Origin of the sequence: Enterobacter sp. BNK-8, from assembly GCF_048685095.1 — a bacterium.
Taxonomy (GTDB): Bacteria; Pseudomonadota; Gammaproteobacteria; order Enterobacterales; family Enterobacteriaceae; genus Enterobacter; species Enterobacter quasiroggenkampii.
Window position 1 is genome coordinate 15,497 of record NZ_JBLQTN010000001.1, and the last position, 22,097, is coordinate 37,593.

A 22,097-nucleotide genomic window follows, 5' to 3' on the forward strand; every position below is an offset into this window, starting at 1 on the left:
GAACCTCTCAGAACGAACCCCGGGCAGAAATGCCCGGGGTTTTTTATTGCGTGCTATTCGAAAGTCCCTTTGACGCATACAGCCCCTTCACGCACCATCTGGCGCCCTTTGGCCCAGACGTCGCGGATCTGCAGGTCATCCGTCAGCACCAGGAAATCGGCATCGCATCCGGGCGCGATCCGTCCCTTATGTTCCAGACCGAGAAACGCCGCCACGTTTTGCGTAAACGGAAGAAGCGCCTCTTCCAGCGGCAACTGATGTCGGTTGACCAGCTGTTGCAGGGTTTCGAGCAGGGATTCGAACCCCGCCACGCCTATACCCACCAGATTGCCGCTCTCATCAAATTTCGGCTGGCTGCCGTTACCGTCAGAACTGAGCGTAAGCCGGTTAAACGGCACCTGCGCCTCGCGGGCCATCACGATGGCGCAGGCGGCGTCAATCGGTTCGCTGATGCTGGTCGTGATGTCGATAAAGCCGCCTTCGCGGGCATAGTTCAGCGCGGCATGGAACAGCGCCTGGGCGCGGTTAACGTGGGTTGGCAGCAGTTTTACGCGGGGAACGTCAGCGTTATGCAGGATGCTTAATAGCGGCTCCAGGAGCTTTGGGCTGTTGCCGAGGTGAAACACGGATATGCCCGCTTTGGCACCCAACAGCCCACCTACGCGAGACTGGGCAGCCATACTGGCGAGCTGGTGGTCTGCTGGCGCGGAAGAACGATGGTCAGAGATTGCGCATTTCACGCCGATAATTTTGTCTATCAGCGCCACGTCTTTTTCGACACTGCCGGTGATTGTCGGTGAAGGCAGCCCGTACGCGCCCGTCAGCATCCATGCGCTGATCCCTTCATGTTCGAGCGCCCGCGTTTTTGCCAGCAGCGATTCAGGATGGCGGGTTACGCCGTCGGTGCCGAGCAGGCCCACAACGGAGGTGATGCCTGCGGCCACGAGTGCAGACAGGCAAACCTCTGGCGTGCGGGTGTGAGGGCCTGCCTCACCGCCGCCCCCGATCAAATGCACATGCTGGTCGATAAACCCCGGGCAAACCACCGCCCCGGCGAGATCGCTTTCCGGGCAGTCTGGCCTCGTTGTTCCCTGGCTCGCTTTTTCGATCGCCACGATTTTCCCCGCAGCGATCAGCAGATCGCAACGTCCTTTATCCTCCGGAGCGAAGAGATGCGCGTTGCGGAAAAGGTGGGGGGTCAGCACTGAAAAATCCATTTTTATCTCCTCAGAAGAGTAGCTGCATCACCCACATCGAGATTAGGGCATTAATGACGCAAAGAGTAATAATATGCGGATAATATTTCGGGTTCACGCCGGCGGTCCCCAGGCAGCGGCCGGTGTTTTGCACCGGATTGCCCATCAGATAGATGGCCGGCAGCAGGATGGTGGCATCGTGGCCGTTGAGCGTGCCGGCGGCGACCAGGCTGGCGCAGACACCCACGCCGCCCCCCATACTCATCACCGAGGCCAGAAGAACCGTTGCCGCCGCGCCCGGAAGGCCCCACAGCGCCATAATCGGCTCACATAGTTTGCCGACAATATCCAGCAGGCCGGTGACCTTGAGCGCCTGAATGATGACAAACGCCATGACGACGTTCGGCAACAGGCTGGTGGTGGCGATGGTAAAGCCGCGGCGGGCGCCATCAATAAACATATCCATGATATTTTTACGCGGCTGGGCGATCATGTTCTTCCTCCTGAAGACGATTTTCCATGTGGGCGATCCACAGGCGCAGGACGTTCGCGCCAACAAACTTAAACACCAGAATGACGGCCAGCGGCGTAATCACCGGGACGGTAATGAAGGTGAATAGCGCGGCACCGGAAGAAAAATAGTTAGTAATGATGGCGCTACCGCTGGTCTGGAAGGTGGCGAAAATAGCGCGCTCCTGGTCCGTAATCGCGCCTTCATCGGTTAACTCTTTGGTCATCCCTGCCGCCGCATCGGTGTTTTGCAGGTTGGCAATCAGCGCCAGGGAGCAAACGCCCGGCACACCAAGCAGCGGACGTAAAACAGGTGTCATAAGCTGCTGCGCGGCACGCAGCCCGCCCAGACCTTCGGTGACGGCAATAATACCGAGCGATAAGATGACCGAGGGAGCCAGCTCAAGGGCAAACAGGAAACCGTCTTTCGCCCCCGTTCCGCCCGTTCCGCGAAACGTCAGGGCGCCGTTAACCGGGCCAAAGCTGCCGTTTAAGACGGTAAAGTCCAGCACGCGCCACCAGTCGGTGCTTTTTGCGAAAAAACCGGAGAAAAAAACGATGGTCAGCACAAACGCCAGATAGCCCACCCACGTCACTCTTTCCTCTCCTGAGGATGATGCACTCATGTAACCTCCTTTTCGTTGCGTACAAAAGTTGTACGTCGCATCACTAAAAACGATCGGAGAAGAAAACACGATATCCCAAAGGCCAATATCAGAATTCATTTAGGATATCAGGGAAGGGATGACTGGAATCAGGCCCTCAGAATTGCTCAACGTTTTTCTTTTGGTCATCTTTTAGGTATAAGATTTACACACGGACAACTACTGTCCAGCTTATTGAAAACGAGGAATAACATGCGCGTAAAAGTCTGTGCAGGGATTGTAGGGGCAGCACTGCTGCTGGCGGGGTGTAGCTCCAGCAATGAGCTGTCGGCAGCGGGCCAGGGCGTTCGCTTTGTGGAAGATAAGCCTGGCACTGAATGCCAGCTGTTAGGCACGGCAACCGGTGAGCAAAGTAACTGGATGTCAGGGCAGCATGGCGAAGAAGGTGGCTCAATGCGCGGTGCGGCGAATGCCCTGCGCAATCAGGCTGCGGCAATGGGTGGCAACGTGATTTACGGCGTAAGCAGCCCAACGCAGAGTATGCTGTCCAGCTTCGTGCCGACCGCCAGCCAGATGACGGGCCAGGTCTATAAGTGCCCGAACTGATGTAATGTGCTGATGGCGCTACGCTTACCTGCCCTGTAGGGCAGGTAAGCGTAGCGCCACCTGCCTTTTTAGTGCTGCCGCAACTGCAAATCCAGCGGCGTCTTGCTCGGCTCTCCGCCAATCTCACGTGCCAGCTTCGGCACCATATAGCCTGAAACCAGCGTTAACAGTTCGCGCATGATCTGCCGGGCTTCTTCATCCGTCACCATGAAATGCGCCGCGCCCTGAACGCGATCCAGCACGTGCAGGTAATACGGCATCACGCCCGCATCAAACAGGGCATTGCTCAGATCGGCCAGCACGCGGGCGCTGTCATTCACGCCGCGCAGCAGCACGCTCTGATTCAGCAGCGTCACGCCCGCTTTACGCAGTGGCGCCATCGCCGCGCAAAACGCATCGTCAATTTCGTTCGCGTGGTTAATATGATTCACCAGCAGCACCTGCAGGCGGGACTGCTCCAGGCGTGACACCAGGCCGTCGGTGATACGTGCCGGAATGACAATCGGTAAGCGGCTGTGAATGCGCAGGCGCTTAATGTGCGGGATGGCTTCAAGCTGAGTCAGCAGCCAGTCCAGCTCATGATCTTTCGCCATCAGCGGATCGCCGCCGGAAAAAATAATCTCATCCAGCTCCGGATGGGCGGCAATATAGTCCAGCGCAACCTGCCAGTTGCGTTTATTGCCCTGATTTTCGGCGTACGGGAAGTGCCGGCGGAAGCAATAACGACAATTTACCGCACATCCGCCTTTGACCAGCAGCAGGGCGCGGTTGAGATACTTATGCAGTAAACCCGGCACCACGCTGTTCTGCTCTTCCAGCGGATCGGTGCTGTATCCCAGCGCAGTAATGAATTCATCCTGCGAAGTAAGTGTTTGTTTTAATAATGGATCGTCGGGGTTGCCTTTCTCCATCCGCGCCACAAACGCACGGGGAACGCGCAGGGCGAAAAGGCGCTTTGCCTCGCGGCCTGCAAGCAACTCTGGGTGCTGATCGAGGTCTAAAAGACGCAGCAATTCATCAGGACTGGTGATTACATCGGCAAGTTGCGATAACCAATCTTCTCTGGACGGGGTGTTTAGGGTTACAATATGCGCCATTTTGTGGCTTAGCTACCAGTTAACAAATTTAGAGGGCCTTATGGCAACGTACTATAGCAACGATTTTCGTGCTGGTCTTAAAATCATGATGGACGGCGAACCGTACGCGGTTGAAGCCAGCGAATTCGTTAAACCAGGTAAAGGCCAGGCATTCGCACGCGTTAAGCTGCGCCGTCTGCTGACCGGTACCCGTGTTGAGAAAACCTTCAAGTCTACTGACTCTGCTGAAGGCGCTGATGTTGTTGATATGAACCTGACCTATCTGTACAACGATGGCGAGTTCTGGCATTTCATGAACAACTCCACTTTCGAACAGCTCTCTGCTGATGAGAAAGCGGTAGGTGACAGCGCTAAATGGCTGCTGGATCAGGCTGAGTGCATCGTGACCCTGTGGAACGGCCAGCCTATCGCGGTGACCCCACCAAACTTCGTAGAGCTGGAAATCGTAGAAACCGATCCAGGTCTGAAGGGTGATACCGCAGGTACCGGCGGTAAGCCAGCCAAACTGTCTACCGGCGCAGTGGTGAAAGTGCCACTGTTCGTACAGACTGGCGAAGTGATCAAAGTGGATACTCGCTCCGGCGAATACGTGTCCCGCGTGAAGTAATTTACGTATGACTGAAGGCGCAGCGCCCGCTGCGCCTGATTTTTGCAGGCAGGGATGATGAAACGTACCGTTAAAATTCTGCTTCTGTTAGCGCTCTCCAGTGCATTACTTTCCGGCTGTAACACCACGCGTGGAATGGGACAAGATATCCAGGATCTGGGTCATATCATTTCTCACGCCGCCAGCTAAGTTCGTCTAATTTTCCTAAAAATGCGTCCTTTTCCGTCAACCGGCGGGATTTTGTCTATCCTTAAGTTGCTATACACAAAACAACTTTGGCTATAAAAGGAAGATATTATGGTTAAGAAGACAATTGCAGCGATCTTTTCAGTCCTGGTACTTTCTTCAGTGTTAACGGCCTGTAATACCACGCGTGGCGTCGGTCAGGATATTTCTGAAGGTGGTAGCGCAATCTCTGGTGCGGCAACAAAAGCTCAGCAGTAACGAATAAACGGTACGGGACCAGTCGGGTTTCGTACCGTCAGCTTTCTGATTCCTGCAGGGATAAGAACGGAGAAAAACGCGTATCCATATGTAATTTCATGCGGATATTGCGTTTATAGGTATAAACCGTTTTTCCATTGATACTCAGGTGAGCGGCAATTTTTTGATTGCTCGCGCCGTCCATCCACAATGTCAGCACCTTCTCTTCCTGGCGGGTCAGCAAGGGGGCCGCCGCCGTTGGCCTGTCAGCGCCTGCGCGCGAGCGTAATGCGTCGTTGATAACCGTCGCCACTTCTTTGAGACTGACGTTTTTCAACAGTGACGACCACACCGGGAACTTTCCAAGCCAGTCGGTCATGCCGCTGTCCTCTCCCGACTGCAGTAAAATAAACGGTAAGCGTTCACTGGCGTTAAGCAGAGAAGAGAGCTGCTGAAAATGGTGAATATCCTGCCTGAAGCCGTACAGGTCAGCGATGACCAGCGCAGGTTTCCATTGCAGAATGTGTTCTCTGGCAAGAAACAGATTATTCAGCCCGGTCACAACGTAGTGTCCCGGGAACAAACCGGAATGATTGAGCCATGCTTCAAACCCCGCGCGGGTGAAGTGACAACGGTCAATCAAAAGAATTTTGAACATATTTTATTCGCAGTCGGCTAGTGGTTTGGCTTCCTGCCATCAGAAAGCACATCATCATAGAGAAGTCGGATGAGTGCTAAAAGCCGGAACTCCGCGCCATACTGCGGCTATTTCTTGCCTTAACGTGTTCAGCAAAAAATGATTGAAAAATAATAGCACGCTAACCACAATAGGGGGCGTAATCTCTGCCTTACGGGACGACCCGTAAGCGTTTCTTTCACCGGGGACGGCCCCAACTTGCATTAAGTTAAGGAGCCTGACATGTCCTGGATCATTCTTTTTATTGCTGGCCTGCTCGAAGTGGTATGGGCGATTGGTCTCAAGTACACCCACGGATTTACCCGCCTGACGCCCAGCGTCATTACCGTTACCGCCATGATCGTCAGTATCGTTCTGTTATCCTGGGCGATGCGCTCTCTGCCTGTGGGAACGGCTTATGCCGTCTGGACGGGTATTGGCGCGGTGGGTGCTGCCATCACCGGCATTCTGCTGCTTGGCGAGTCAGCGAGTCTGGCGCGTATTGCCAGCCTCGCGTTGATTGTGGCCGGGATCGTTGGGCTTAAGCTCAGCACCCACTAATGGGGCTGTTTTACCCAGATAAGTTTTGACACATCAAACCCTTGCCGGGTCGCGACGTCCAGCATCTGCTGCTTCATTTCGGGTGAAAGAGTTGGCGTGCGGGAGAGTATCCACAGGTAGTCGCGATCCGGCCCGCAGACCAGCGCGTGACGGTACTCTCTGTCGAGCGCGATCACGTTATAGCCGCCATAAAACGGGCCAAAGAAAGAGACCTTGAGCGCGGCTCGCCGCGGGTCGCCAGTGAAGTACGCTTTCCCAACCGACTGCTGCCACATCTCACGATCGGGATTATAGCCCCGGTTGATCACCTGAATACCGCCATCATCCATCGGACTGTAATTCGCAGTGACCTTCTCTAAGCCCTGCTCAAACCGATGGTCGAGGCGCGCGATTTCATACCATGTTCCAAGGAAGCGTTGTGCATCAAAAGGCGTGACGACGGTAACGCCAGGCGGTGGGGTAGGGGAACTGCAGGCAACCACTAAAAATGCGGCTGTCACCGCGGCGATAACAGGCAGAATGCGCATAGGAGTTTCCTTACTGTTTTTTGTTAAGTGTAGATGACAGCAGGAAAAATGCGGAAGAGTGTGCGGGGTATTTCGCCGCACACCGTGGATTTTATAGGCCGGGTAAGGCGAAGCTGCCACCCGGCAATGTTTTACTGCAGCGCGTCGAGGATACGGTATGCCGCCTCAACGCGTGCCGGGTTCGGATAGCTTTTATTCGCCAGCATCACAATGCCGAGCTGCTTTTCAGGAATAAATGCCACGTAGCTGCCAAATCCGCCGGTAGAGCCCGTTTTATGGACCCAGGAGGCCTTAACCGGTGGTGCCGGTGGATTCACTTCTCTTGCAGGCAACGGCGCCAGCGCCACCTTATTGTCGCTGCCCCCGACCACCGTTTGGGCGTCGACCGGCCAGTTCAGCATTTCCCAGCCCAATCCTTGATACATGGATCCCACGCGCCAGTAGCGAGACTGTGCCAGGGCAATACCGTGTTTAAGTGGGGAATCCTGAAGGGAGTCCGGCATCATATTGACCATCACCCAGCTTGCCATATCCTGCACGTTGGTTTTTACGCCATAGGCTTCCGCGTCCAGCATCCCTGGCGAAACGTGGACCGCTTTACCGTCACGGTATCCCCAGGCGTAATGCGCCTCTTCCGCTTTCGGGACGTTAATCCATGTATGGTCCAGCTTGAGCGGCTTAAATACCCGCGTCGTCATGGCCTGCTCATAGCTCATGCCGGAGGGTTTGACCGCCAGCGCGCCAAAAAGACCGATGCTGGTGTTAGCGTAAAGACGCGTGGTGCCCGGCTTCCACTTTGGCTGCCAGTTTTGATAAAAGCGCAGCAGGGAGGCGGTATCCGTGACCTCATCCGGCACCTGCAACGGCAGGCCGCCTGCGGTATAGGTTGCCAGATCCAGCATGCGAATGCCCTGCCACTGCTTGCCCGTGAGCTCAGGCCAGTATTTGGTCACCGGATCGCCCAGCGTTATTTCACCGCGCGCAATCGCATCGCCACCCAATACGCCGGTGAAGGTTTTACTTATCGAACCCAGCTCGAACAAGGTTTGCGGGGTGACGGGTTTGTTCGCTGCAACATCAGCTTTACCGAAGGTAAAGTAGTGCGGCTGACCCTGATAAATCACCGCCACCGCCATACCCGGAATGGCCTGCGCGTTCATCAGCGGCGTAACGGTACGTTCCACCACCTCAGCCAGCTGTTTTTCGGACATCGGTGCGGCGAATGCAGCGCTGGCAACGCTGAGCAGCAGGGCACAGCTTAGGTTTTTTTTCATCATTAGTTATCTTCCGTAATAGCAGTTCAAGGGAGTGTCCGGGCCCGTCAGACCGCTGTAGTCTGTGAGATTTGACTGTGGCTGACAAACGGTTAAATTTAGCATTAGCTGTTAATTTTTCTAACGGACGAGACCATGACGCGCAGCTATCTTCCTCTTAATTCCCTGCGGGCGTTTGAAGCCGCCGCCAGGCACCTCAGTTTTACGCATGCCGCTATTGAGCTGAATGTCACCCATTCCGCGATTAGCCAGCACGTAAAGGCGCTGGAGCAGCACCTGAACTGCCAGCTGTTCGTCCGCGTTTCCCGTGGGCTGATGTTGACCACGGAAGGCGAGAATTTGCTGCCGGTACTGAATGACTCGTTCGACCGAATTGCCGGAATGCTGGATCGCTTTGCCAGCCAGCGCGCTCAGGAGAAGCTGAAAATTGGCGTGGTGGGTACCTTTGCTACGGGGATGTTATTCTCGCAGTTCGCTGACTTTCGTCGCTGCTATCCGCATATCGATCTTCAGCTGTCGACGCACAACAATCGCGTCGATCCGGCAGCCGAGGGGCTTGATTACGCCATTCGCTATGGCGGAGGGGCGTGGCACGGCACGGAAGCGACATTTCTCTGTTCTGCGCCGCTGGCACCGCTTTGCACGCCTGATATCGCTGCCGCGTTGCATACTCCTGCCGATATCCTGAAGTTTACCCTGCTGCGTTCTTACCGGCGCGACGAGTGGACCGCCTGGATGCAGGCCGCGGGAGAACATCCGCCTTCACCGACGCACCGGGTGATGGTGTTTGATTCGTCCGTGACCATGCTGGAAGCTGCGCAGGCAGGTGCGGGCATAGCGATTGCCCCTGTCGATATGTTTACCCACCTGCTGAACAGTGAGCGCATTGTGCAACCCTTTGCGACGCAGATTGACCTTGGCAGCTACTGGCTCACGAGGCTGCAGTCACGCGCAGAAACGCCCGCAATGAGTGAGTTTGCCCAGTGGCTGGTGGGGAAGATGCAGAGATAAAAGGCCCGCCGGATGGCGGGCCAGAGGCGTCAGAGGGTGACCACCGCAATCAGCGTCACCACGGTCAGGATGGTCGCCAGACCGTAGAATACCCATTTCCCGCTCGGTACATGAATTTTCAGGTCATGCATCGCATGGTGAATACGGTGCAGGCCACACCACAGCGGCAGGACGATCATCAGGAAGATGAACACGCGGCCGATAAAGCTGCTCGCGAACGCCAGTACGCGCTCGTAGCTCAGCGCATCGCCCGGGAACAGCCCCAGCGGCAGCATAATGCCGACCAGCAGAATGATGACGGGGGCAATGATGGCACTCCACATGCCGCCTGCGCCAAAGAGGCCCCAGAAGACCGGCTCATCAGAACGTTTTGGATTTGGATTGATCACAATAGTCTCCTTACCAGAACAGTGCGACAAACAGAATGACCACGGTGACCAGAACCGTCACCGCCCAGAGCCCCTTAATCACCGGCTCTGGCCCCATTTTCTCGCCTTTTACAATGATGTTCGCCGCTTTTGGCGCCAGTTCAAACCAGGTTTTGGTATGCAGCAGCGCGGCCGCAAGCACGATCAGGTTCAGAATGACTATGATCGGGTTTTGCAGGAAACCGACGAAGCTGGCCCAGGTTTCCGGGCCATGCTTGAGGGCAAAAACGCCGTACATCAGCTCAAGGCTGAACCAGACCGCCGGTACCGCCGTGCCTTCACGCAGCATGTAGAAGCGATAAAACGGCAGGTTTTTCCACCAGGTGGACGGCACAGGCCGCACATAGGCTTTGCGTTTAGTCGTCATCATGCACTCCTTAGCGTGGTTTCAGGGTAGCGATAAGAAAGTCTTTCGAGCTTTCCACTTTACCCTGCTGAATAGCGGCGGCCGGGTCGACGTGCTTCGGACAGACTTCGGAGCAATAGCCCACAAAGGTACAGGTCCAGACGCCGTTCTGGCTGTTAAGCTGCGCCATACGTTCTTTTTTACCGTGGTCGCGGCTGTCTTCGTTATAGCGGTGCGCCAGGGTAATGGCGGCCGGGCCGATGAACTCGGGGTTCAGGCCAAACTGTGGACAGGCAGCGTAGCAAAGACCGCAGTTGATGCAGCCGGAGAACTGATGGTATTTCGCCATCTGAGCCGGGGTCTGGGTGTTTGGCCCCTGATCCGGCGTGCGCGGGTTGCCGATGATGTAGGGCTTAATGGCTTCCAGGCTTTCGATAAAGTGGGTCATATCGACCACCAGATCGCGTTCAATCGGGAAGTTGCCCAGGGCTTCGACCTTGATGCCTTTGGTATAGTCACGCAGGAAGGTCTTACAGGCCAGCTTCGGCACCTTGTTGACCATCATGCCGCAGGAGCCGCAGATCGCCATGCGGCAGGACCAGCGGTAGCTCAGGTCTGGCGCCAGGTTGTCTTTGATATAGCCGAGCGCGTCCAGCAGGGAGGTTTGCTCGTCGTAAGGGACTTCATAGAAAGCACTGTGCGGTGCGGCATCCACTTCCGGGTTGTAGCGCACCACTTCAACTTTGAGTGTTTGCATCTCAGCCATTCGCCTTCTCCTTCTTCTCGGCGGCTTCTGCTTCTGCACCGTACACGCGTTTAGCCGGTGGCAGCGTGGTGATTTTCACGTCGCTGTAGTCCAGACGTGTGGTGCCATCCGCATCGCGCCAGGCGAGCGTGTGTTTCAGGAAGTTGACGTCGTCACGCTCGGTACAGCCTTCGTCCAGACGCTGGTGGGCACCACGCGACTCTTTCCGCGCCAGCGCAGAGTGCGCCATACATTCCGCCACGTTCAGGCCGTGGCCCAGTTCGATGGTATAGAGCAGGTCGGTGTTGAAGACGCTGGAGGTATCGGTGATCCGTACGCGCTTGAAGCGCTCCTGCAGTTCCGCCAGCTTGTCGACGGTTTTTTGCATCAGCTCAGGGGTACGGTAGATACCGCAGCCTTCTTCCATCGACAGGCCCATCTCGTCGCGGATCTTAGACCAGTTCTCGTTACCTTCCTGGTTCACCAGATCTTTCAGGCGTTTTTCAACGTCGGCGACCTGTGCATCCAGCGCGGCACCGTTGGCTTCGCCTGCGGTTGCCGCCCGCTCCATCGCGCGCTCGCCCGCCATGCGGCCAAAGACGACCAGCTCGGCCAGCGAGTTTGAGCCGAGACGGTTGGCGCCGTGCAGGCCCACGGAGGAACATTCACCGACGGCGAACAAACCCTTAATACGAGTTTCACACTGCTGATCGGTTTCGATCCCGCCCATGGTGTAGTGCGCCGTTGGGCGTACCGGAATCGGCTCTTTCACCGGATCGACGCCGACGTAGGCTTTCGCCAGCTCGCAGATGAACGGCAGACGTTCCAGCAGTTTTTTCTCGCCCAGATGACGCAGGTCGAGATAGACCACATCGCCGCGCGGCGTAGAGATGGTGTTGCCTTTGCGCCACTCGTGCCAGAAAGCCTGAGAGACTTTGTCACGCGGGCCGAGCTCCATGTACTTGTTCTTCGGCTCGCCGAGCGGGGTTTCCGGACCCATGCCGTAATCCTGCAGGTAGCGGTAGCCGTTTTTGTTGACCAGAATACCGCCTTCACCGCGGCAGCCTTCCGTCATCAGAATGCCGGAGCCTGGCAGACCGGTTGGGTGATACTGCACGAATTCCATATCGCGCAGCGGCACGCCGTGGCTGAGCGCCATACCCATACCGTCGCCGGTAACGATGCCGCCGTTGGTGTTATAACGATAAACGCGGCCCGCACCGCCCGTCGCCATCACCACCGCATTGGCGCGGATCTGGACGAGCGTGCCTTCCATCATATTCATCGCCACCAGGCCGCGCGCGTGTCCATCATCCACCAGAATATCGAGGACGAAATGCTCATCGAAGCGCTGAATTTGTGGGAACTGAAGGGAGGTCTGGAACAGGGTGTGCAGCATGTGGAAGCCGGTCTTATCGGCAGCGAACCAGGTGCGTTCGATCTTCATGCCGCCGAAGCGGCGAACGTTGACGCTGCCGTCCGGACGGCGGCTCCACGGACAACCCCACTGCTCAAGCTGGGTCATCTCCGTTGGACAATGGTGCACAAAGTAGTCAACGACATCCTGTTCACAAAGCCAGTCGCCCCCTGCAACCGTGTCGTGGAAATGGTATTCAAAGCTGTCATGATCCTGCGCAACGGCGGCGGACCCTCCTTCTGCGGCCACCGTGTGGCTGCGCATTGGATAGACTTTTGAAATCAATGCGATTTTAGCGTTGGGATTAGCTTGCGCTGCAGCAATCGCAGCACGTAATCCAGCCCCGCCAGCGCCTATTACGGCAAGATCGGCCTGAAAAGTTTGCACGACATTCCTCCAGATTTTTGTTATTTCGCAACGCGACAAACTAAAGGTAGTTCACCCGTCCAAAAGGACGATTGCGAAAGCGTTTCCACTGCTCCTTTATGGGTAAAACAGTATAACCGTGTAGATGTCAGGGAAATTTGACGTGTTCGATTTTTTTGCTGTTCTGTCCGGCGATTTATCATTGAGATTGATGAATTGCATCACGCAATTGTTCACCTAAATGAAATGCGCTTTTTTACTGCGCAAAATTTGTCTCTGTCCCTGCTAACGAGTAGACTTCGTGCCCTTGTCTGAAATCGGAGAACAACTCATGAGCGAAACGGCCACCTGGGAGCCGAGCGCATCCATCCCTAATCTGTTAAAACGCGCTGCAATTATGACGGAGATCCGCCGTTTCTTTGCCGACCGCGGCGTCCTGGAGGTGGAAACCCCGTGCATGAGTCAGGCAACGGTAACGGATATTCATCTGGTCCCGTTTGAAACCCGTTTTGTTGGCCCCGGCCACTCTCAGGGCATGAATTTGTATCTGATGACCAGCCCGGAATACCACATGAAACGCCTGCTGGCGGCGGGGTGTGGTCCGGTCTATCAGCTGTGCCGCAGTTTCCGTAATGAAGAGATGGGGCGTCACCACAACCCGGAATTCACCATGCTGGAGTGGTACCGCCCGCATTATGATATGTACCGCCTGATGAATGAGGTGGACGATCTGCTGCAGCAGGTCCTGGACTGCTCTGAAGCTGAAACGCTCTCTTATCAGCAGGCCTTCCAGCGCTATCTGGAAATCGATCCGCTGTCGGCGGACAAAACCCAGCTGCGCGAAGTGGCGGCAAAACTGGATCTGAGCAACGTGGCGGATACCGAAGAGGATCGCGACACGCTGCTGCAGCTGCTGTTCACCTTCGGCGTGGAACCGCAGATTGGCAAAGACCGTCCGACGTTTGTCTATCACTTCCCGGCAAGCCAGGCGTCACTGGCGCAGATCAGTACCGAAGACCATCGTGTCGCAGAGCGTTTTGAGGTCTATTACAAAGGTATTGAGCTGGCGAACGGCTTCCACGAACTGACCGACGCCCGCGAGCAGGCGCAGCGTTTCGAGCAGGATAACCGCAAGCGCGCCGCGCGCGGCCTGCCACAGCAGCCGATCGATACCAACCTGCTGGAAGCGTTAAAAGCGGGCCTGCCGGATTGCTCCGGCGTGGCGCTGGGCGTAGACCGTCTGGTGATGCTGGCGCTGGGCGCCGAGCAGCTGGGCGATGTGATTGCCTTTACGGTCGATCGCGCTTAAAGAATTGCCGGGTGGCGCTGTCGCTTACCCGGCCTACTCGGTCATTTGGTCCTGCCACATTAAAAACTGCCATATTATCAATACACGGGTCTTTTTCTTAATTTGGCCCTTATAGCCACAATATTAGTCTGGTCTTCTGCTACCATCCGCGCAGTTTAATTTCTCTTTGGATGGTTCTATGTCCCACTCACTCAAAAAGATGACCCTCACCGGGCTCATCCTGATGATATTTACCTCAGTGTTTGGCTTTGCAAACAGCCCCTCCGCGTTCTATCTGATGGGCTATAGCGCGACGCCGTTTTATATCGTTTCTGCTCTGTTCTTCTTTATCCCGTTTGCGCTGATGATGGCGGAGATGGGCTCGGCTTACCGGAAAGAAGAGGGCGGGATTTACTCATGGATGAATAACAGCGTCGGCCCGCGTTATGCCTTTATCGGTACGTTTATGTGGTTTTCATCCTACGTCGTCTGGATGGTCAGTACGGCCGCTAAAGTCTGGGTGCCGTTCTCGACGTTTGTTTTCGGCGCCGATAAAACCCAGGTCTGGTCGTTAGCCGGGCTGAGCTCCACGCAGGTCGTCGGGATTCTGGCGGTATGCTGGATGGTTGTCGTGACGCTGGTGGCGTCTAAAGGCATCAACAAAATTGCCCGGATTACCGCCGTGGGCGGGATTTCCGTGATGTGCCTGAACCTGGTGCTGCTGCTGGTGAGTATCGCTATCCTGTGCCTGAACGGTGGTCATTTTGCGCAGGAGGTGAACTTCGTTTCATCGCCTAATCCAGGTTACCAGTCCGGGCTGGCTATGCTCTCCTTCGTGGTGTTTGCCATCTTCGCTTACGGCGGCATCGAAGCCGTTGGCGGTCTGGTCGACAAGACCGAGAACCCGGAGAAAAACTTTGCCAAAGGCATTATTTTTGCCGCCATCGTGATTTCCATCGGCTATTCGCTGGCGATTTTCCTCTGGGGGGTCAGCACCAACTGGCAACAGGTGTTGAGCAACAGCACCACCAACCTCGGGAACATCACCTATGTGCTGATGAAAAGCCTGGGGATGACGCTGGGGCAGGCGATGAACCTGACGCCGGATGCGGCGGCAACGCTGGGCATTTGGTTTGCGCGTATTACCGGTCTGTCGATGTTCCTCGCCTATACCGGCGCATTCTTCACGCTGATCTATTCGCCGCTGAAAGCGATTATTCAGGGTACGCCGAAGGCGCTGTGGCCTGCGCGCATGACCCAGCTCAACACGACGGGGATGCCTGCTAACGCGATGTGGATGCAGTGCCTGCTGGTATGTGCGTTCATTCTGCTGGTGTCATTTGGCGGCGATACGGCGTCTGCGTTTTACAACAAGCTGACCCTGATGGCAAACGGGTCGATGACCCTGCCGTACCTGTTCCTGACCCTGGCGTTCCCGTTCTTTAAGGCGAAGCAGGACCTTGAACGTCCGTTTGTGATCTTCAAAACCCGCGCGGCAACACTGCTGGCCACCACGGTGGTGGTGCTGGTGGTGGCGTTTGCCAACATCTTCACCATTATTCAGCCGGTGATTGAGGCGAACGACTGGAACAGCGCGCTGTGGATGGTGGGCGGCCCAATTTTCTTCTCGCTGTTAGCGATGGGGATTTATGAGAATTACCGTCGACGCGCGACGGCGTTCATCGCAGAAGTGGCGTAGCGGGAATATTCCCCTCCCGAAAGGGAGGGGAAACGAGTTACAGACTGCCCGCCGGGCGCGTACGCGCCGCTGACGTCAGCGTTCTTCCCGTTTTACGCCCGTCCAGGCTTTCCAGACGCATCTGGAACGGTGGGAACGGCATATCAATACCGTGCTCGCGGAAGCCCGCCAGAATCAGCTGGTGGATCTCATGGCGCAGCGGCATACGGTGGCCCATTTCGGCGGCGTAGATACGCAGCTCGAAAATCTGAATCCCCTGCTGTAAATCCACAAGGAAGACTTCTGGCGCCGGGTTGTCGATCACCAGCGAGCAGCGCTCAGCGGCGGTGTAGAGGATCTGGGTGACCTCTTCGCTGTTAGCGTCCGACGGTGCCGGTACCGTCAGCACCACACGGGTAACGGAGTCTGACAGCGACCAGTTGATGAACTGCTCGGTAATAAACGCCTTGTTTGGCACGATGATCTCTTTCCGATCCCAGTCGCTGATCGTCGTCGCACGGGTGTTGATCTTCGTGATGCTGCCGGTCAGATCGCGGATCGTGACGGTATCGCCAATACGGATTGGTTTTTCGAACAGTATGATCAGGCCAGAGATGAAGTTGGCGAAGATCTCCTGTAAACCAAAACCTAACCCGACGCCGAGCGCTGCGACGAGCCACTGGAGCTTCGACCACTCAATGCCGATCATCGAGAAGCCAACCAGTCCACCAAACAGCATGATCAGATACTTGGTAATGGTCGTGATCGCATAGCCCGTACCCGGCGTTAAATCCAGATGCTGCAGCAGCGCCAGCTCCAGCAGCGCCGGGAAGTTGCGCACCAGCTGGGTGGTGATGATAAGCACCAGAATGGCAATCAGCACTGCCCCTAGAGTGATCGGCTCCAGGCTTTCAACGCCCTGCACCGTGGAGGTCACATCCCACAGCGAGATGTTCTCCAGGAAGCCAAATGCGGAGTGGATCTCCGACCACAGGAAGATGACCGACAGGAGGGCAATCAGCATCAGAATGGAGCGAACCAGACGCAGGGACTGGGTACTGATGGCATCCAGATCCAGCTCGACCTCATCCGCCTCCGTCGTGCCTTCCGTACTGTTGACGTGGTTTGGCTCTTCCTCACCCCGCGCGCGCTGGGCGAGGATCTCCGCCCGGCGATGCTTGGCACGATCAAACGCCAGACGGCGGCGCTGAATCAGCATCCAGCGGCGGATCACGTGATATACCACCAGCAGCAGGAACCAGATGGCCACCGAGGTTTCCAGACGAGCCAACAGCGCTTGCGACGTCGCCAGGTAACCCACCGCGGCTGCCAGCATCGCAATCAACGGTGCGCTGAGCAGCAGGTTCCAGAGCAGCCGGTTGAACATGTTGTCGCCGCTGCCGGTTTTATCCAGATAGAGCGGGATACCCGCGCGTTTCAGGCTGAGCGTGACGATGGCCAGCGCTCCACATATCAGCATAAAGCAGAGGCGGCCCAGCGAGCCTGAGAATTCGCGGTCGTTGAGATTATCGAACATGATCAGCGCCATAATCAGCGGCACAATCAGCCCGATGCTCATCAGATAGTAACGCATGGCGCGCGCCACGCGATTACGCGGCCAGCCAAAGTGGGCGATAAACAGGCCATTGGGTCGCGCAAAGGTGGCGCAAATCATCACCACCCACAGCAGCGGTACCGTGGCGGTGACGCCATCGCCAATCGCTACCGCGAGCGGATAGGGCCAGGCTTCCCGCAGGCCATAGCCCAGCGTCATCCACAGCACCGGCAGCGGGGAGGCGACAAGAATCGACCAGAATACGGTGCGCAACGTCAGCCAGAAGTGATCCTGGGTAACCTTCCCCACCCGGGAGCTGGAACGCTCGAGGAAGCGGGTGAAATGTCTGCGCGAGTAAATGCTGAAGCCCACCAGAATCAACGCCCCCAGCAGCGGGAAAATGGTCTCTTTGCTGGTGAGCATCATTACGCTTGCCTGTCCCAGCTGGCTGAAGGTATCCAGCGAAATCAGACGGCGCAGATCCTGGACAATCTCAATTGGCCACGAGAAGGTCATCGGACGCACGTCGGACGTCCAGAAGAGATAACGGTGCGTCGCCTCGTTCACCTCTTTCAGCGCATCTTCCAGCTGGCTGTTGGACACTTTTAGCTTGGTCAGCTCCAGAATCAGCGTATCCCCGCCCTGGAGCAGAGAGTTCAGCAGTTCACGCTGGGTACGCATCTGGGCTTCAAGAATGCGGTTTTGCTCGCTGGTCAGAGGCTGTCCGTCAGCCTGACGGATCTGGCGGATTTGCGGCTGTTTGTTGAGAAGATCTTCAAAATGCAGCCGCTGAACGCGCAGCTGGGCCATTTCGGTATCCAGCTGCTGCGGCTTGGGCATTTCCGGCAGCCGCGCGACCTGGGCGCGCAGCGCTTCGCCCAGCAGGTTTGACGATCCGAGCCACTGGGACTGCTCGCGCAGGGTGTTAAGCGCCTGGCGAACCTGAAGGGTTTGATTGGTGGCCTGACGCTGCTGCGAGGCCACCAGATCCATACGCTGCGCCTGTTGGTTCAGCGCGGCCGAAAGCTCACGGTTGACCTTAAACTGCTGGACGATGCCGGCAGGCAGGTTATCGCTGTTTTCTGCCAGCAGCTCGGTACTTTCCAGCGCGCGCTCCGCTTCACGCTGGCGCTGGCTGTTGAGCTGGTTGCGCAGGGCCTGAAGATACGCGTCCAGTTGCTCGCTCTGCTTCTGAGCGAGTTCTGAGCGCATCCGCGACAGCTCCTGGCGGTTATTGGCGGAAAGCTGCGCCAGCTCAAGCTCATCGACAAGGGCCTTCAGGCGAGCCGATTCTGCCTGCAGGCCCAGATTTTGGGCCTGTGCCTGCGGCGTGTTGCCGTTTTGCGTACCCACGCGGCGCTCAACTTCATTAAGCTGGCGACGGGCGTCGGTTTGCTGCTGCGGAAGCTGGCTGAGAGAGTCGGCAATTTCGCGCGCTCGCTCCTGCTCCTGCTGAGCTAGGCGGCTCTTTTCCAGAAGCTGGCTGCTGACCTGCAGGATCTCCTGGTTCAGTGCGTCGGAGGTCATCCCTGCGGGCACATCGCGCGGTTCGTCACGCAAATTATTGAGCTGCGCGCGCAGCGTCTGCGAGAGTTTGGGGAAGTTGTCGATAACCTGCTGATACTGCTGAGCGCGCTCAAGAGAGCCTTTCCGCTCCTCAAGCGCGTTCAGTGCGGACTGGAGCGACTCGACGGTCTCTGGCTGAGCGGGTTTGGCCGCTTTTGCCTGCTCCAGTTCCTGGGTTATCTGTTTGGCGTCGGGGGCTGTCGCTGCGTACGCCCCCATGCTGAGGCACCAGGCCATCAGTAGAACGATAATCGGGCGCACGTCAGCGATCCTTCTGTTGTTAGCCTTCGTCTTTTTTGTCGTCAACCAGCGGGCTGGCGTCGTGCTCGGCCTGGATCTCTTCTTGTGACAGCGGAGCCGGTTCTGCCTCTGGCGTCACGAAGGTTTCAGTAGAGACCGCCAGCGGCTGGCCCAGCTTTGTCACCGACAGGCTTTCAAGCTGTTCAGCCAGCTTCACTTTGCCCGGCGCAAACAGGTTGATCACGGTGGAGCCCAGCTTAAAGCGACCCATCTCCTGGCCTTTCAGCAGGGCCACAGAGCCTTCCGCTTCACCGGCAGGCCAGGTCCAGCGTTTGATCACGCCTTCGCGCGGTGGGGTAATGGTGCCAGCCCAGACGGTTTCGATGCTGCCGACGATGGTCGCACCGACCAGAATCTGTGCCATAGGGCCGAATTCAGTATCAAACAGGCAGATGACGCGCTCGTTACGGGCAAACAGGTTTGGCACGTTCTGCGCGGTGAGGTGGTTCACGGAGAACAGATCGCCCGGGACGTAAATCATTTCACGCAGGATGCCGTTACACGGCATGTGCACGCGGTGGTAGTCGCGCGGTGACAGATAGGTGGTGGCAAAGGTACCGTTGCGGAACAGATCCGCCATCAGGTAGTTACCCGCCAGCAGCGCTTCCAGGCTGTAGTTATGGCCCTTCGCCTGCAGAATTTTGTCGTCTTCGATGTTACCCAACTGGCTGATCACGCCGTCTGCCGGCATCACCAGGACGTTAGGGTCGGTGTTCACCGGGCGCACGTCGTCACGCAGCGGGCGCACGAAGAATTCGTTGAAGGTGCGGTAGCTGGCGGTATCCGGCTTCTGCGCCTCTTTCATATCGACCTTGTAATATTTTACGAAAAGGTCGATGACCAGTTTGGTCAGCCAGCCTGCGCGTTTGCTCGCGCCCCAGCCCGCCAGGCGAGTGAGCCACAGTTTTGGCAGAATGTATTGAAGCGAAAGTTTAAATGCGTTTAACAAGGTAGCCTCCAGGCCATTGTTTTGTCGTTCCTGATCCGGCGTTAAGCCGCCGGAACCTGAAAAAAGGGGACGATTTTAGCGATGCTTAGCTTAGTTGTCAGTTATCAGAATCAGAAAAGTTTTTACGCGTTTTTACCTGATCCATGCTCTCAAGAATACGGTGGTAATTCTCGAAGCGGGTCTCCGCAATTTCGCCTTTCTCAACCGCTTCACGGATAGCGCAGCCTGGGTCGTTATCGTGTTTACAGTCGCGGTACTTGCAAGCGCCTAAATAATCATGGAATTCGACAAATCCGTTAAAGATTTGTTCCGGCTCCAGGTGCCATAAACCGAACTCTCGCACGCCCGGGGAGTCAATGACATCGCCCCCATGCGGGAAGTGATACAGGCGTGACGCGGTAGTGGTGTGCTGGCCCAGGCCCGAGACATCAGAGACATCGTTGGTGAGGATCTCTTGCTGGAGGCCAAGCAGGTTGTTCAGAAGGCTCGATTTGCCCACGCCGGACTGGCCCGCAAAGATGCTGATGCGATCGGTAAGCGCCTCTTCCAGCGGTTTCAGGCCATCTTTGGTGTAGCTGGAGACCATCAGGACGCGGTAGCCAATCTTGCGATAGATATCCATCTGCTCATTGACGAAAGCCATTCCGTCGTCGTCCAGCAGATCGATTTTGTTCAGCACGATAATCGGCTCAACCTGCAGCGTTTCGCAGGCGACGAGGTATCGGTCGATAATATTGAGCGACAGTTCGGGCAAAATCGCCGATACGATAACAATCTGGTTAATGTTGGCGGCAATCGGTTTGACCCCGTCGTAGAAATCGGGACGGGTTAACACGGACGTGCGCTCATGGACCGCTTCAACGATACCTTTTACCGTCACGCCTTCCGCCGCCTCTTTACCCGGCCGCCAGACGACGCGGTCGCCGGTCACCAGAGAACGAATGGTCCGGCGGATGTTGCAGCGGTGAATCGCACCATCGGCGGATTCCACGTCAGCGTGCATACCGAAACGGCTGATGACTACGCCTTCCGTTGGGTCGCCAAACAGGTTGTCGTCGTAATCGACCTTCTCCGCAGTGGTTTTAAGACGGCGCTGGTGATTGGCATTCACGCGGCGCTGCTGCCCTTTGGAGAGTTTATTTTTACTCAATCGCACTGGCTCCTGGTCGCCCGTAGGGGGCAAAACCTCTATGATACACTCTAATTAATACTAGTTAACCTGCTACTGCCGGTTATGCGAGAAGGGTGGAAAATAACATGAGCGCGGATGAAAACAACCTGATTTGGATCGATCTCGAAATGACCGGGCTGGATCCCGAGCGCGATCGCATCATTGAAATTGCAACCCTGGTGACGGACGCCAACCTGAATATCCTGGCGGAAGGGCCAACGATAGCGGTGCATCAGTCCGATGACCAGCTGGCGTTGATGGATGAGTGGAACGTGCGTACCCACACCGGCAGTGGTCTGGTGGAGCGCGTGAAGGCGAGCACCATGGGTGACCGTGAGGCGGAGCTGGCGACGCTTGAGTTCCTGAAAAAGTGGGTTCCGGCGGGCAAATCGCCTATCTGTGGGAATAGTATCGGTCAGGATCGTCGTTTCCTGTTTAAGTACATGCCGGAGCTGGAGTCTTACTTCCACTACCGCTATCTGGATGTCAGCACGTTGAAAGAGCTGGCGCGTCGCTGGAAGCCTGAAATCCTCGACGGCTTTAAAAAGCAGGGGACGCATCAGGCGATGGACGATATCCGAGAGTCCGTGGCGGAGCTTTCCTACTACCGCGAAAACTTTATTAAGCTGTGATTTTGAGATCCGGCGCCTTGCGTGGCCGGGTTTTTGTCGTTAAATTGTTCAGCTTGCCGATTAAATAAGCATTTGAACTGAATTTCGAAAAAATCGCTTTAAGGGGGGTTGCAGCTAAAAGGATTTCTCGTATAATGCGCCTCCCGTAACGACAGAGAATTACACGTTACGACAGCAACAAAAGCAGTACAGATTTGCGGGAATAGCTCAGTTGGTAGAGCACGACCTTGCCAAGGTCGGGGTCGCGAGTTCGAGTCTCGTTTCCCGCTCCAAAATTTGAAAGTGCTTTCACAGCACAGACTGCCCAAGCGGGAATAGCTCAGTTGGTAGAGCACGACCTTGCCAAGGTCGGGGTCGCGAGTTCGAGTCTCGTTTCCCGCTCCAAAATTTGAAAGTGCTTCCACAGCACGGACCACCCAAGCGGGAATAGCTCAGTTGGTAGAGCACGACCTTGCCAAGGTCGGGGTCGCGAGTTCGAGTCTCGTTTCCCGCTCCAAATTCTTCTTCATCTCTAAAATATCCACAGCGAAAAGCGTCGCTGGGGACGTTTTCTATTGTCTCTG

General features: G+C 56.3%; 23 protein-coding genes and 3 tRNA genes. 12 read left to right on the top strand and 14 right to left on the bottom strand.

The window, feature by feature from the left end; translation table 11 throughout:
• Positions 1-53 precede the first annotated feature (53 nt).
• From iadA to ACMGGU_RS00085, 3 genes are read right to left on the bottom strand one after another with little or no spacing between them, the layout of a single operon-like run.
• Entirely contained in the window at positions 54-1,217 is a 1,164-nt protein-coding gene (iadA, locus tag ACMGGU_RS00075; RefSeq protein WP_196347154.1) for a beta-aspartyl-peptidase, read from the bottom strand.
• Positions 1,218-1,227: 10 nt separating this feature from the next.
• Entirely contained in the window at positions 1,228-1,689 is a 462-nt protein-coding gene (locus ACMGGU_RS00080) for a YjiG family protein (protein WP_045909556.1), read from the bottom strand.
• Positions 1,670-2,332: a nucleoside recognition domain-containing protein gene (locus tag ACMGGU_RS00085; RefSeq protein WP_045909555.1), complete on the bottom strand. Its 663-nt coding sequence runs from the start codon at positions 2,330-2,332 to the stop codon at positions 1,670-1,672. Before ACMGGU_RS00085 ends, ACMGGU_RS00080 begins: the two co-directional genes overlap by 20 nt.
• 231 nt (positions 2,333-2,563) lie before the next feature.
• Between ACMGGU_RS00085 and ACMGGU_RS00090 the strand changes: the two genes are divergently transcribed.
• Positions 2,564-2,917 carry a DUF4156 domain-containing protein gene (locus tag ACMGGU_RS00090; RefSeq protein WP_045909554.1) on the top strand — a complete coding sequence of 118 codons (354 nt, stop codon included), beginning with the start codon at positions 2,564-2,566 and terminating at the stop codon, positions 2,915-2,917.
• Positions 2,918-2,985: 68 nt separating this feature from the next.
• On the opposite strand, the gene epmB is transcribed toward ACMGGU_RS00090, so the two are convergent.
• A complete protein-coding gene (gene epmB, locus ACMGGU_RS00095; protein WP_395299739.1) occupies positions 2,986-4,014 on the bottom strand; it encodes an EF-P beta-lysylation protein EpmB in 1,029 nt (342 codons plus the stop codon).
• Positions 4,015-4,054: 40 nt separating this feature from the next.
• On the opposite strand from epmB, the gene efp reads away from it, so the two are divergent.
• The 3 genes from efp (at position 4,055) to ecnB (ending at position 5,065) form a co-directional block, all read left to right on the top strand.
• On the top strand, positions 4,055-4,621 hold the full coding sequence (gene efp / locus ACMGGU_RS00100; RefSeq protein ID WP_008502940.1) for an elongation factor P: 567 nt from the start codon (positions 4,055-4,057) through the stop codon (positions 4,619-4,621).
• A 57-nt stretch (positions 4,622-4,678) separates the two neighbouring features.
• Positions 4,679-4,810, top strand: coding sequence for an entericidin A/B family lipoprotein (locus ACMGGU_RS00105; protein WP_024907352.1), 132 nt, complete (start codon positions 4,679-4,681; stop codon positions 4,808-4,810).
• 108 nt (positions 4,811-4,918) lie between these two features.
• Positions 4,919-5,065 carry a lipoprotein toxin entericidin B gene (ecnB, locus tag ACMGGU_RS00110; protein ID WP_003025482.1) on the top strand — a complete coding sequence of 49 codons (147 nt, stop codon included), beginning with the start codon at positions 4,919-4,921 and terminating at the stop codon, positions 5,063-5,065.
• Positions 5,066-5,102: 37 nt separating this feature from the next.
• Here ecnB and ACMGGU_RS00115 read toward each other — a convergent pair whose 3' ends face one another.
• Positions 5,103-5,702, bottom strand: a complete 600-nt coding sequence (locus ACMGGU_RS00115) for a response regulator transcription factor (protein WP_395299740.1) — start codon at positions 5,700-5,702, stop codon at positions 5,103-5,105.
• Between the two features lie 261 nt (positions 5,703-5,963).
• Here ACMGGU_RS00115 and sugE point away from each other — a divergent pair, with 261 nt between their 5' ends.
• Positions 5,964-6,281: a quaternary ammonium compound efflux SMR transporter SugE gene (gene sugE, locus ACMGGU_RS00120; protein ID WP_008502938.1), complete on the top strand. Its 318-nt coding sequence runs from the start codon at positions 5,964-5,966 to the stop codon at positions 6,279-6,281.
• Here sugE and ACMGGU_RS00125 read toward each other — a convergent pair.
• Entirely contained in the window at positions 6,278-6,808 is a 531-nt protein-coding gene (locus ACMGGU_RS00125) for a lipocalin family protein (RefSeq protein WP_045909551.1), read from the bottom strand. The genes sugE and ACMGGU_RS00125 overlap by 4 nt on opposite strands.
• Before the next feature lie 131 nt (positions 6,809-6,939).
• Positions 6,940-8,085, bottom strand: coding sequence for a cephalosporin-hydrolyzing class C beta-lactamase ACT-168 (locus tag ACMGGU_RS00130; RefSeq protein WP_367187912.1), 1,146 nt, complete (start codon positions 8,083-8,085; stop codon positions 6,940-6,942).
• A gap of 132 nt (positions 8,086-8,217) precedes the next feature.
• Between ACMGGU_RS00130 and ampR the strand changes: the two genes are divergently transcribed.
• Positions 8,218-9,093 carry a LysR family transcriptional regulator AmpR gene (ampR, locus tag ACMGGU_RS00135; RefSeq protein ID WP_420300154.1) on the top strand — a complete coding sequence of 292 codons (876 nt, stop codon included), beginning with the start codon at positions 8,218-8,220 and terminating at the stop codon, positions 9,091-9,093.
• 29 nt (positions 9,094-9,122) lie between these two features.
• Here the strand turns inward: ampR and frdD are convergent, their stop codons facing one another.
• Genes frdD through frdA form a run of 4 tightly spaced genes read right to left on the bottom strand, consistent with a single transcriptional unit; the run spans position 9,123 to position 12,416 of the window.
• A complete protein-coding gene (gene frdD / locus ACMGGU_RS00140) occupies positions 9,123-9,482 on the bottom strand; it encodes a fumarate reductase subunit FrdD (RefSeq protein ID WP_032662398.1) in 360 nt (119 codons plus the stop codon).
• A gap of 10 nt (positions 9,483-9,492) precedes the next feature.
• Complete coding sequence (gene frdC, locus ACMGGU_RS00145) at positions 9,493-9,888, bottom strand: fumarate reductase subunit FrdC (RefSeq protein WP_045909548.1); 396 nt, start codon at positions 9,886-9,888, stop codon at positions 9,493-9,495.
• 10 nt (positions 9,889-9,898) lie between these two features.
• On the bottom strand, positions 9,899-10,633 hold the full coding sequence (locus ACMGGU_RS00150; RefSeq protein WP_045909547.1) for a succinate dehydrogenase/fumarate reductase iron-sulfur subunit: 735 nt from the start codon (positions 10,631-10,633) through the stop codon (positions 9,899-9,901).
• A complete protein-coding gene (gene frdA / locus ACMGGU_RS00155) occupies positions 10,626-12,416 on the bottom strand; it encodes a fumarate reductase (quinol) flavoprotein subunit (protein WP_045909546.1) in 1,791 nt (596 codons plus the stop codon). Before frdA ends, ACMGGU_RS00150 begins: the two co-directional genes overlap by 8 nt.
• A 310-nt stretch (positions 12,417-12,726) precedes the next feature.
• Between frdA and epmA the strand changes: the two genes are divergently transcribed.
• Both epmA and yjeM read left to right on the top strand, forming a co-directional pair.
• Positions 12,727-13,704: an elongation factor P--(R)-beta-lysine ligase gene (gene epmA / locus ACMGGU_RS00160; RefSeq protein WP_045909545.1), complete on the top strand. Its 978-nt coding sequence runs from the start codon at positions 12,727-12,729 to the stop codon at positions 13,702-13,704.
• A gap of 178 nt (positions 13,705-13,882) precedes the next feature.
• On the top strand, positions 13,883-15,382 hold the full coding sequence (yjeM, locus tag ACMGGU_RS00165; RefSeq protein ID WP_420300155.1) for a glutamate/gamma-aminobutyrate family transporter YjeM: 1,500 nt from the start codon (positions 13,883-13,885) through the stop codon (positions 15,380-15,382).
• Between the two features lie 37 nt (positions 15,383-15,419).
• Here the strand turns inward: yjeM and mscM are convergent, their stop codons facing one another.
• The 3 genes from mscM to rsgA form a co-directional block, all read right to left on the bottom strand.
• On the bottom strand, positions 15,420-18,743 hold the full coding sequence (mscM, locus tag ACMGGU_RS00170) for a miniconductance mechanosensitive channel MscM (protein WP_045909543.1): 3,324 nt from the start codon (positions 18,741-18,743) through the stop codon (positions 15,420-15,422).
• Positions 18,744-18,762: 19 nt separating this feature from the next.
• Entirely contained in the window at positions 18,763-19,731 is a 969-nt protein-coding gene (gene asd / locus ACMGGU_RS00175; protein ID WP_023293460.1) for an archaetidylserine decarboxylase, read from the bottom strand.
• Between the two features lie 97 nt (positions 19,732-19,828).
• Positions 19,829-20,881 carry a small ribosomal subunit biogenesis GTPase RsgA gene (rsgA, locus tag ACMGGU_RS00180; protein WP_008502927.1) on the bottom strand — a complete coding sequence of 351 codons (1,053 nt, stop codon included), beginning with the start codon at positions 20,879-20,881 and terminating at the stop codon, positions 19,829-19,831.
• A gap of 107 nt (positions 20,882-20,988) precedes the next feature.
• Here rsgA and orn point away from each other — a divergent pair, with 107 nt between their 5' ends.
• From orn to ACMGGU_RS00200, 4 genes are all read left to right on the top strand, one after another.
• Positions 20,989-21,534 carry an oligoribonuclease gene (gene orn, locus ACMGGU_RS00185; RefSeq protein WP_045909541.1) on the top strand — a complete coding sequence of 182 codons (546 nt, stop codon included), beginning with the start codon at positions 20,989-20,991 and terminating at the stop codon, positions 21,532-21,534.
• Between the two features lie 196 nt (positions 21,535-21,730).
• A tRNA-Gly gene (locus ACMGGU_RS00190) sits at positions 21,731-21,806 on the top strand.
• Positions 21,807-21,842: 36 nt separating this feature from the next.
• A tRNA-Gly gene (locus ACMGGU_RS00195) sits at positions 21,843-21,918 on the top strand.
• Between the two features lie 36 nt (positions 21,919-21,954).
• A tRNA-Gly gene (locus tag ACMGGU_RS00200) sits at positions 21,955-22,030 on the top strand.
• The last annotated feature ends 67 nt before the right edge of the window (positions 22,031-22,097 follow it).

Excerpts from the sequence above, each read along its gene's own strand:
- epmA (WP_045909545.1), top strand. The coding sequence starts at position 12,727 with ATGAGCGAAACGGCCACCTGGGAGCCGAGCGCATCCATCCCTAATCTG.
- ampR (WP_420300154.1), top strand. The coding sequence starts at position 8,218 with ATGACGCGCAGCTATCTTCCTCTTAATTCCCTGCGGGCGTTTGAAGCC.
- ecnB (WP_003025482.1), top strand. The coding sequence starts at position 4,919 with ATGGTTAAGAAGACAATTGCAGCGATCTTTTCAGTCCTGGTACTTTCT.
- ACMGGU_RS00090 (WP_045909554.1), top strand. The coding sequence starts at position 2,564 with ATGCGCGTAAAAGTCTGTGCAGGGATTGTAGGGGCAGCACTGCTGCTG.
- epmB (WP_395299739.1), bottom strand. The coding sequence starts at position 4,014 with ATGGCGCATATTGTAACCCTAAACACCCCGTCCAGAGAAGATTGGTTA.
- ACMGGU_RS00080 (WP_045909556.1), bottom strand. The coding sequence starts at position 1,689 with ATGATCGCCCAGCCGCGTAAAAATATCATGGATATGTTTATTGATGGC.
- ACMGGU_RS00150 (WP_045909547.1), bottom strand. The coding sequence starts at position 10,633 with ATGGCTGAGATGCAAACACTCAAAGTTGAAGTGGTGCGCTACAACCCG.
- yjeM (WP_420300155.1), top strand. The coding sequence starts at position 13,883 with ATGTCCCACTCACTCAAAAAGATGACCCTCACCGGGCTCATCCTGATG.
- ACMGGU_RS00115 (WP_395299740.1), bottom strand. The coding sequence starts at position 5,702 with ATGTTCAAAATTCTTTTGATTGACCGTTGTCACTTCACCCGCGCGGGG.
- frdC (WP_045909548.1), bottom strand. The coding sequence starts at position 9,888 with ATGACGACTAAACGCAAAGCCTATGTGCGGCCTGTGCCGTCCACCTGG.
- ACMGGU_RS00085 (WP_045909555.1), bottom strand. The coding sequence starts at position 2,332 with ATGAGTGCATCATCCTCAGGAGAGGAAAGAGTGACGTGGGTGGGCTAT.
- efp (WP_008502940.1), top strand. The coding sequence starts at position 4,055 with ATGGCAACGTACTATAGCAACGATTTTCGTGCTGGTCTTAAAATCATG.
- iadA (WP_196347154.1), bottom strand. The coding sequence starts at position 1,217 with ATGGATTTTTCAGTGCTGACCCCCCACCTTTTCCGCAACGCGCATCTC.
- ACMGGU_RS00105 (WP_024907352.1), top strand. The coding sequence starts at position 4,679 with ATGAAACGTACCGTTAAAATTCTGCTTCTGTTAGCGCTCTCCAGTGCA.
- sugE (WP_008502938.1), top strand. The coding sequence starts at position 5,964 with ATGTCCTGGATCATTCTTTTTATTGCTGGCCTGCTCGAAGTGGTATGG.
- ACMGGU_RS00130 (WP_367187912.1), bottom strand. The coding sequence starts at position 8,085 with ATGATGAAAAAAAACCTAAGCTGTGCCCTGCTGCTCAGCGTTGCCAGC.
- ACMGGU_RS00125 (WP_045909551.1), bottom strand. The coding sequence starts at position 6,808 with ATGCGCATTCTGCCTGTTATCGCCGCGGTGACAGCCGCATTTTTAGTG.
- orn (WP_045909541.1), top strand. The coding sequence starts at position 20,989 with ATGAGCGCGGATGAAAACAACCTGATTTGGATCGATCTCGAAATGACC.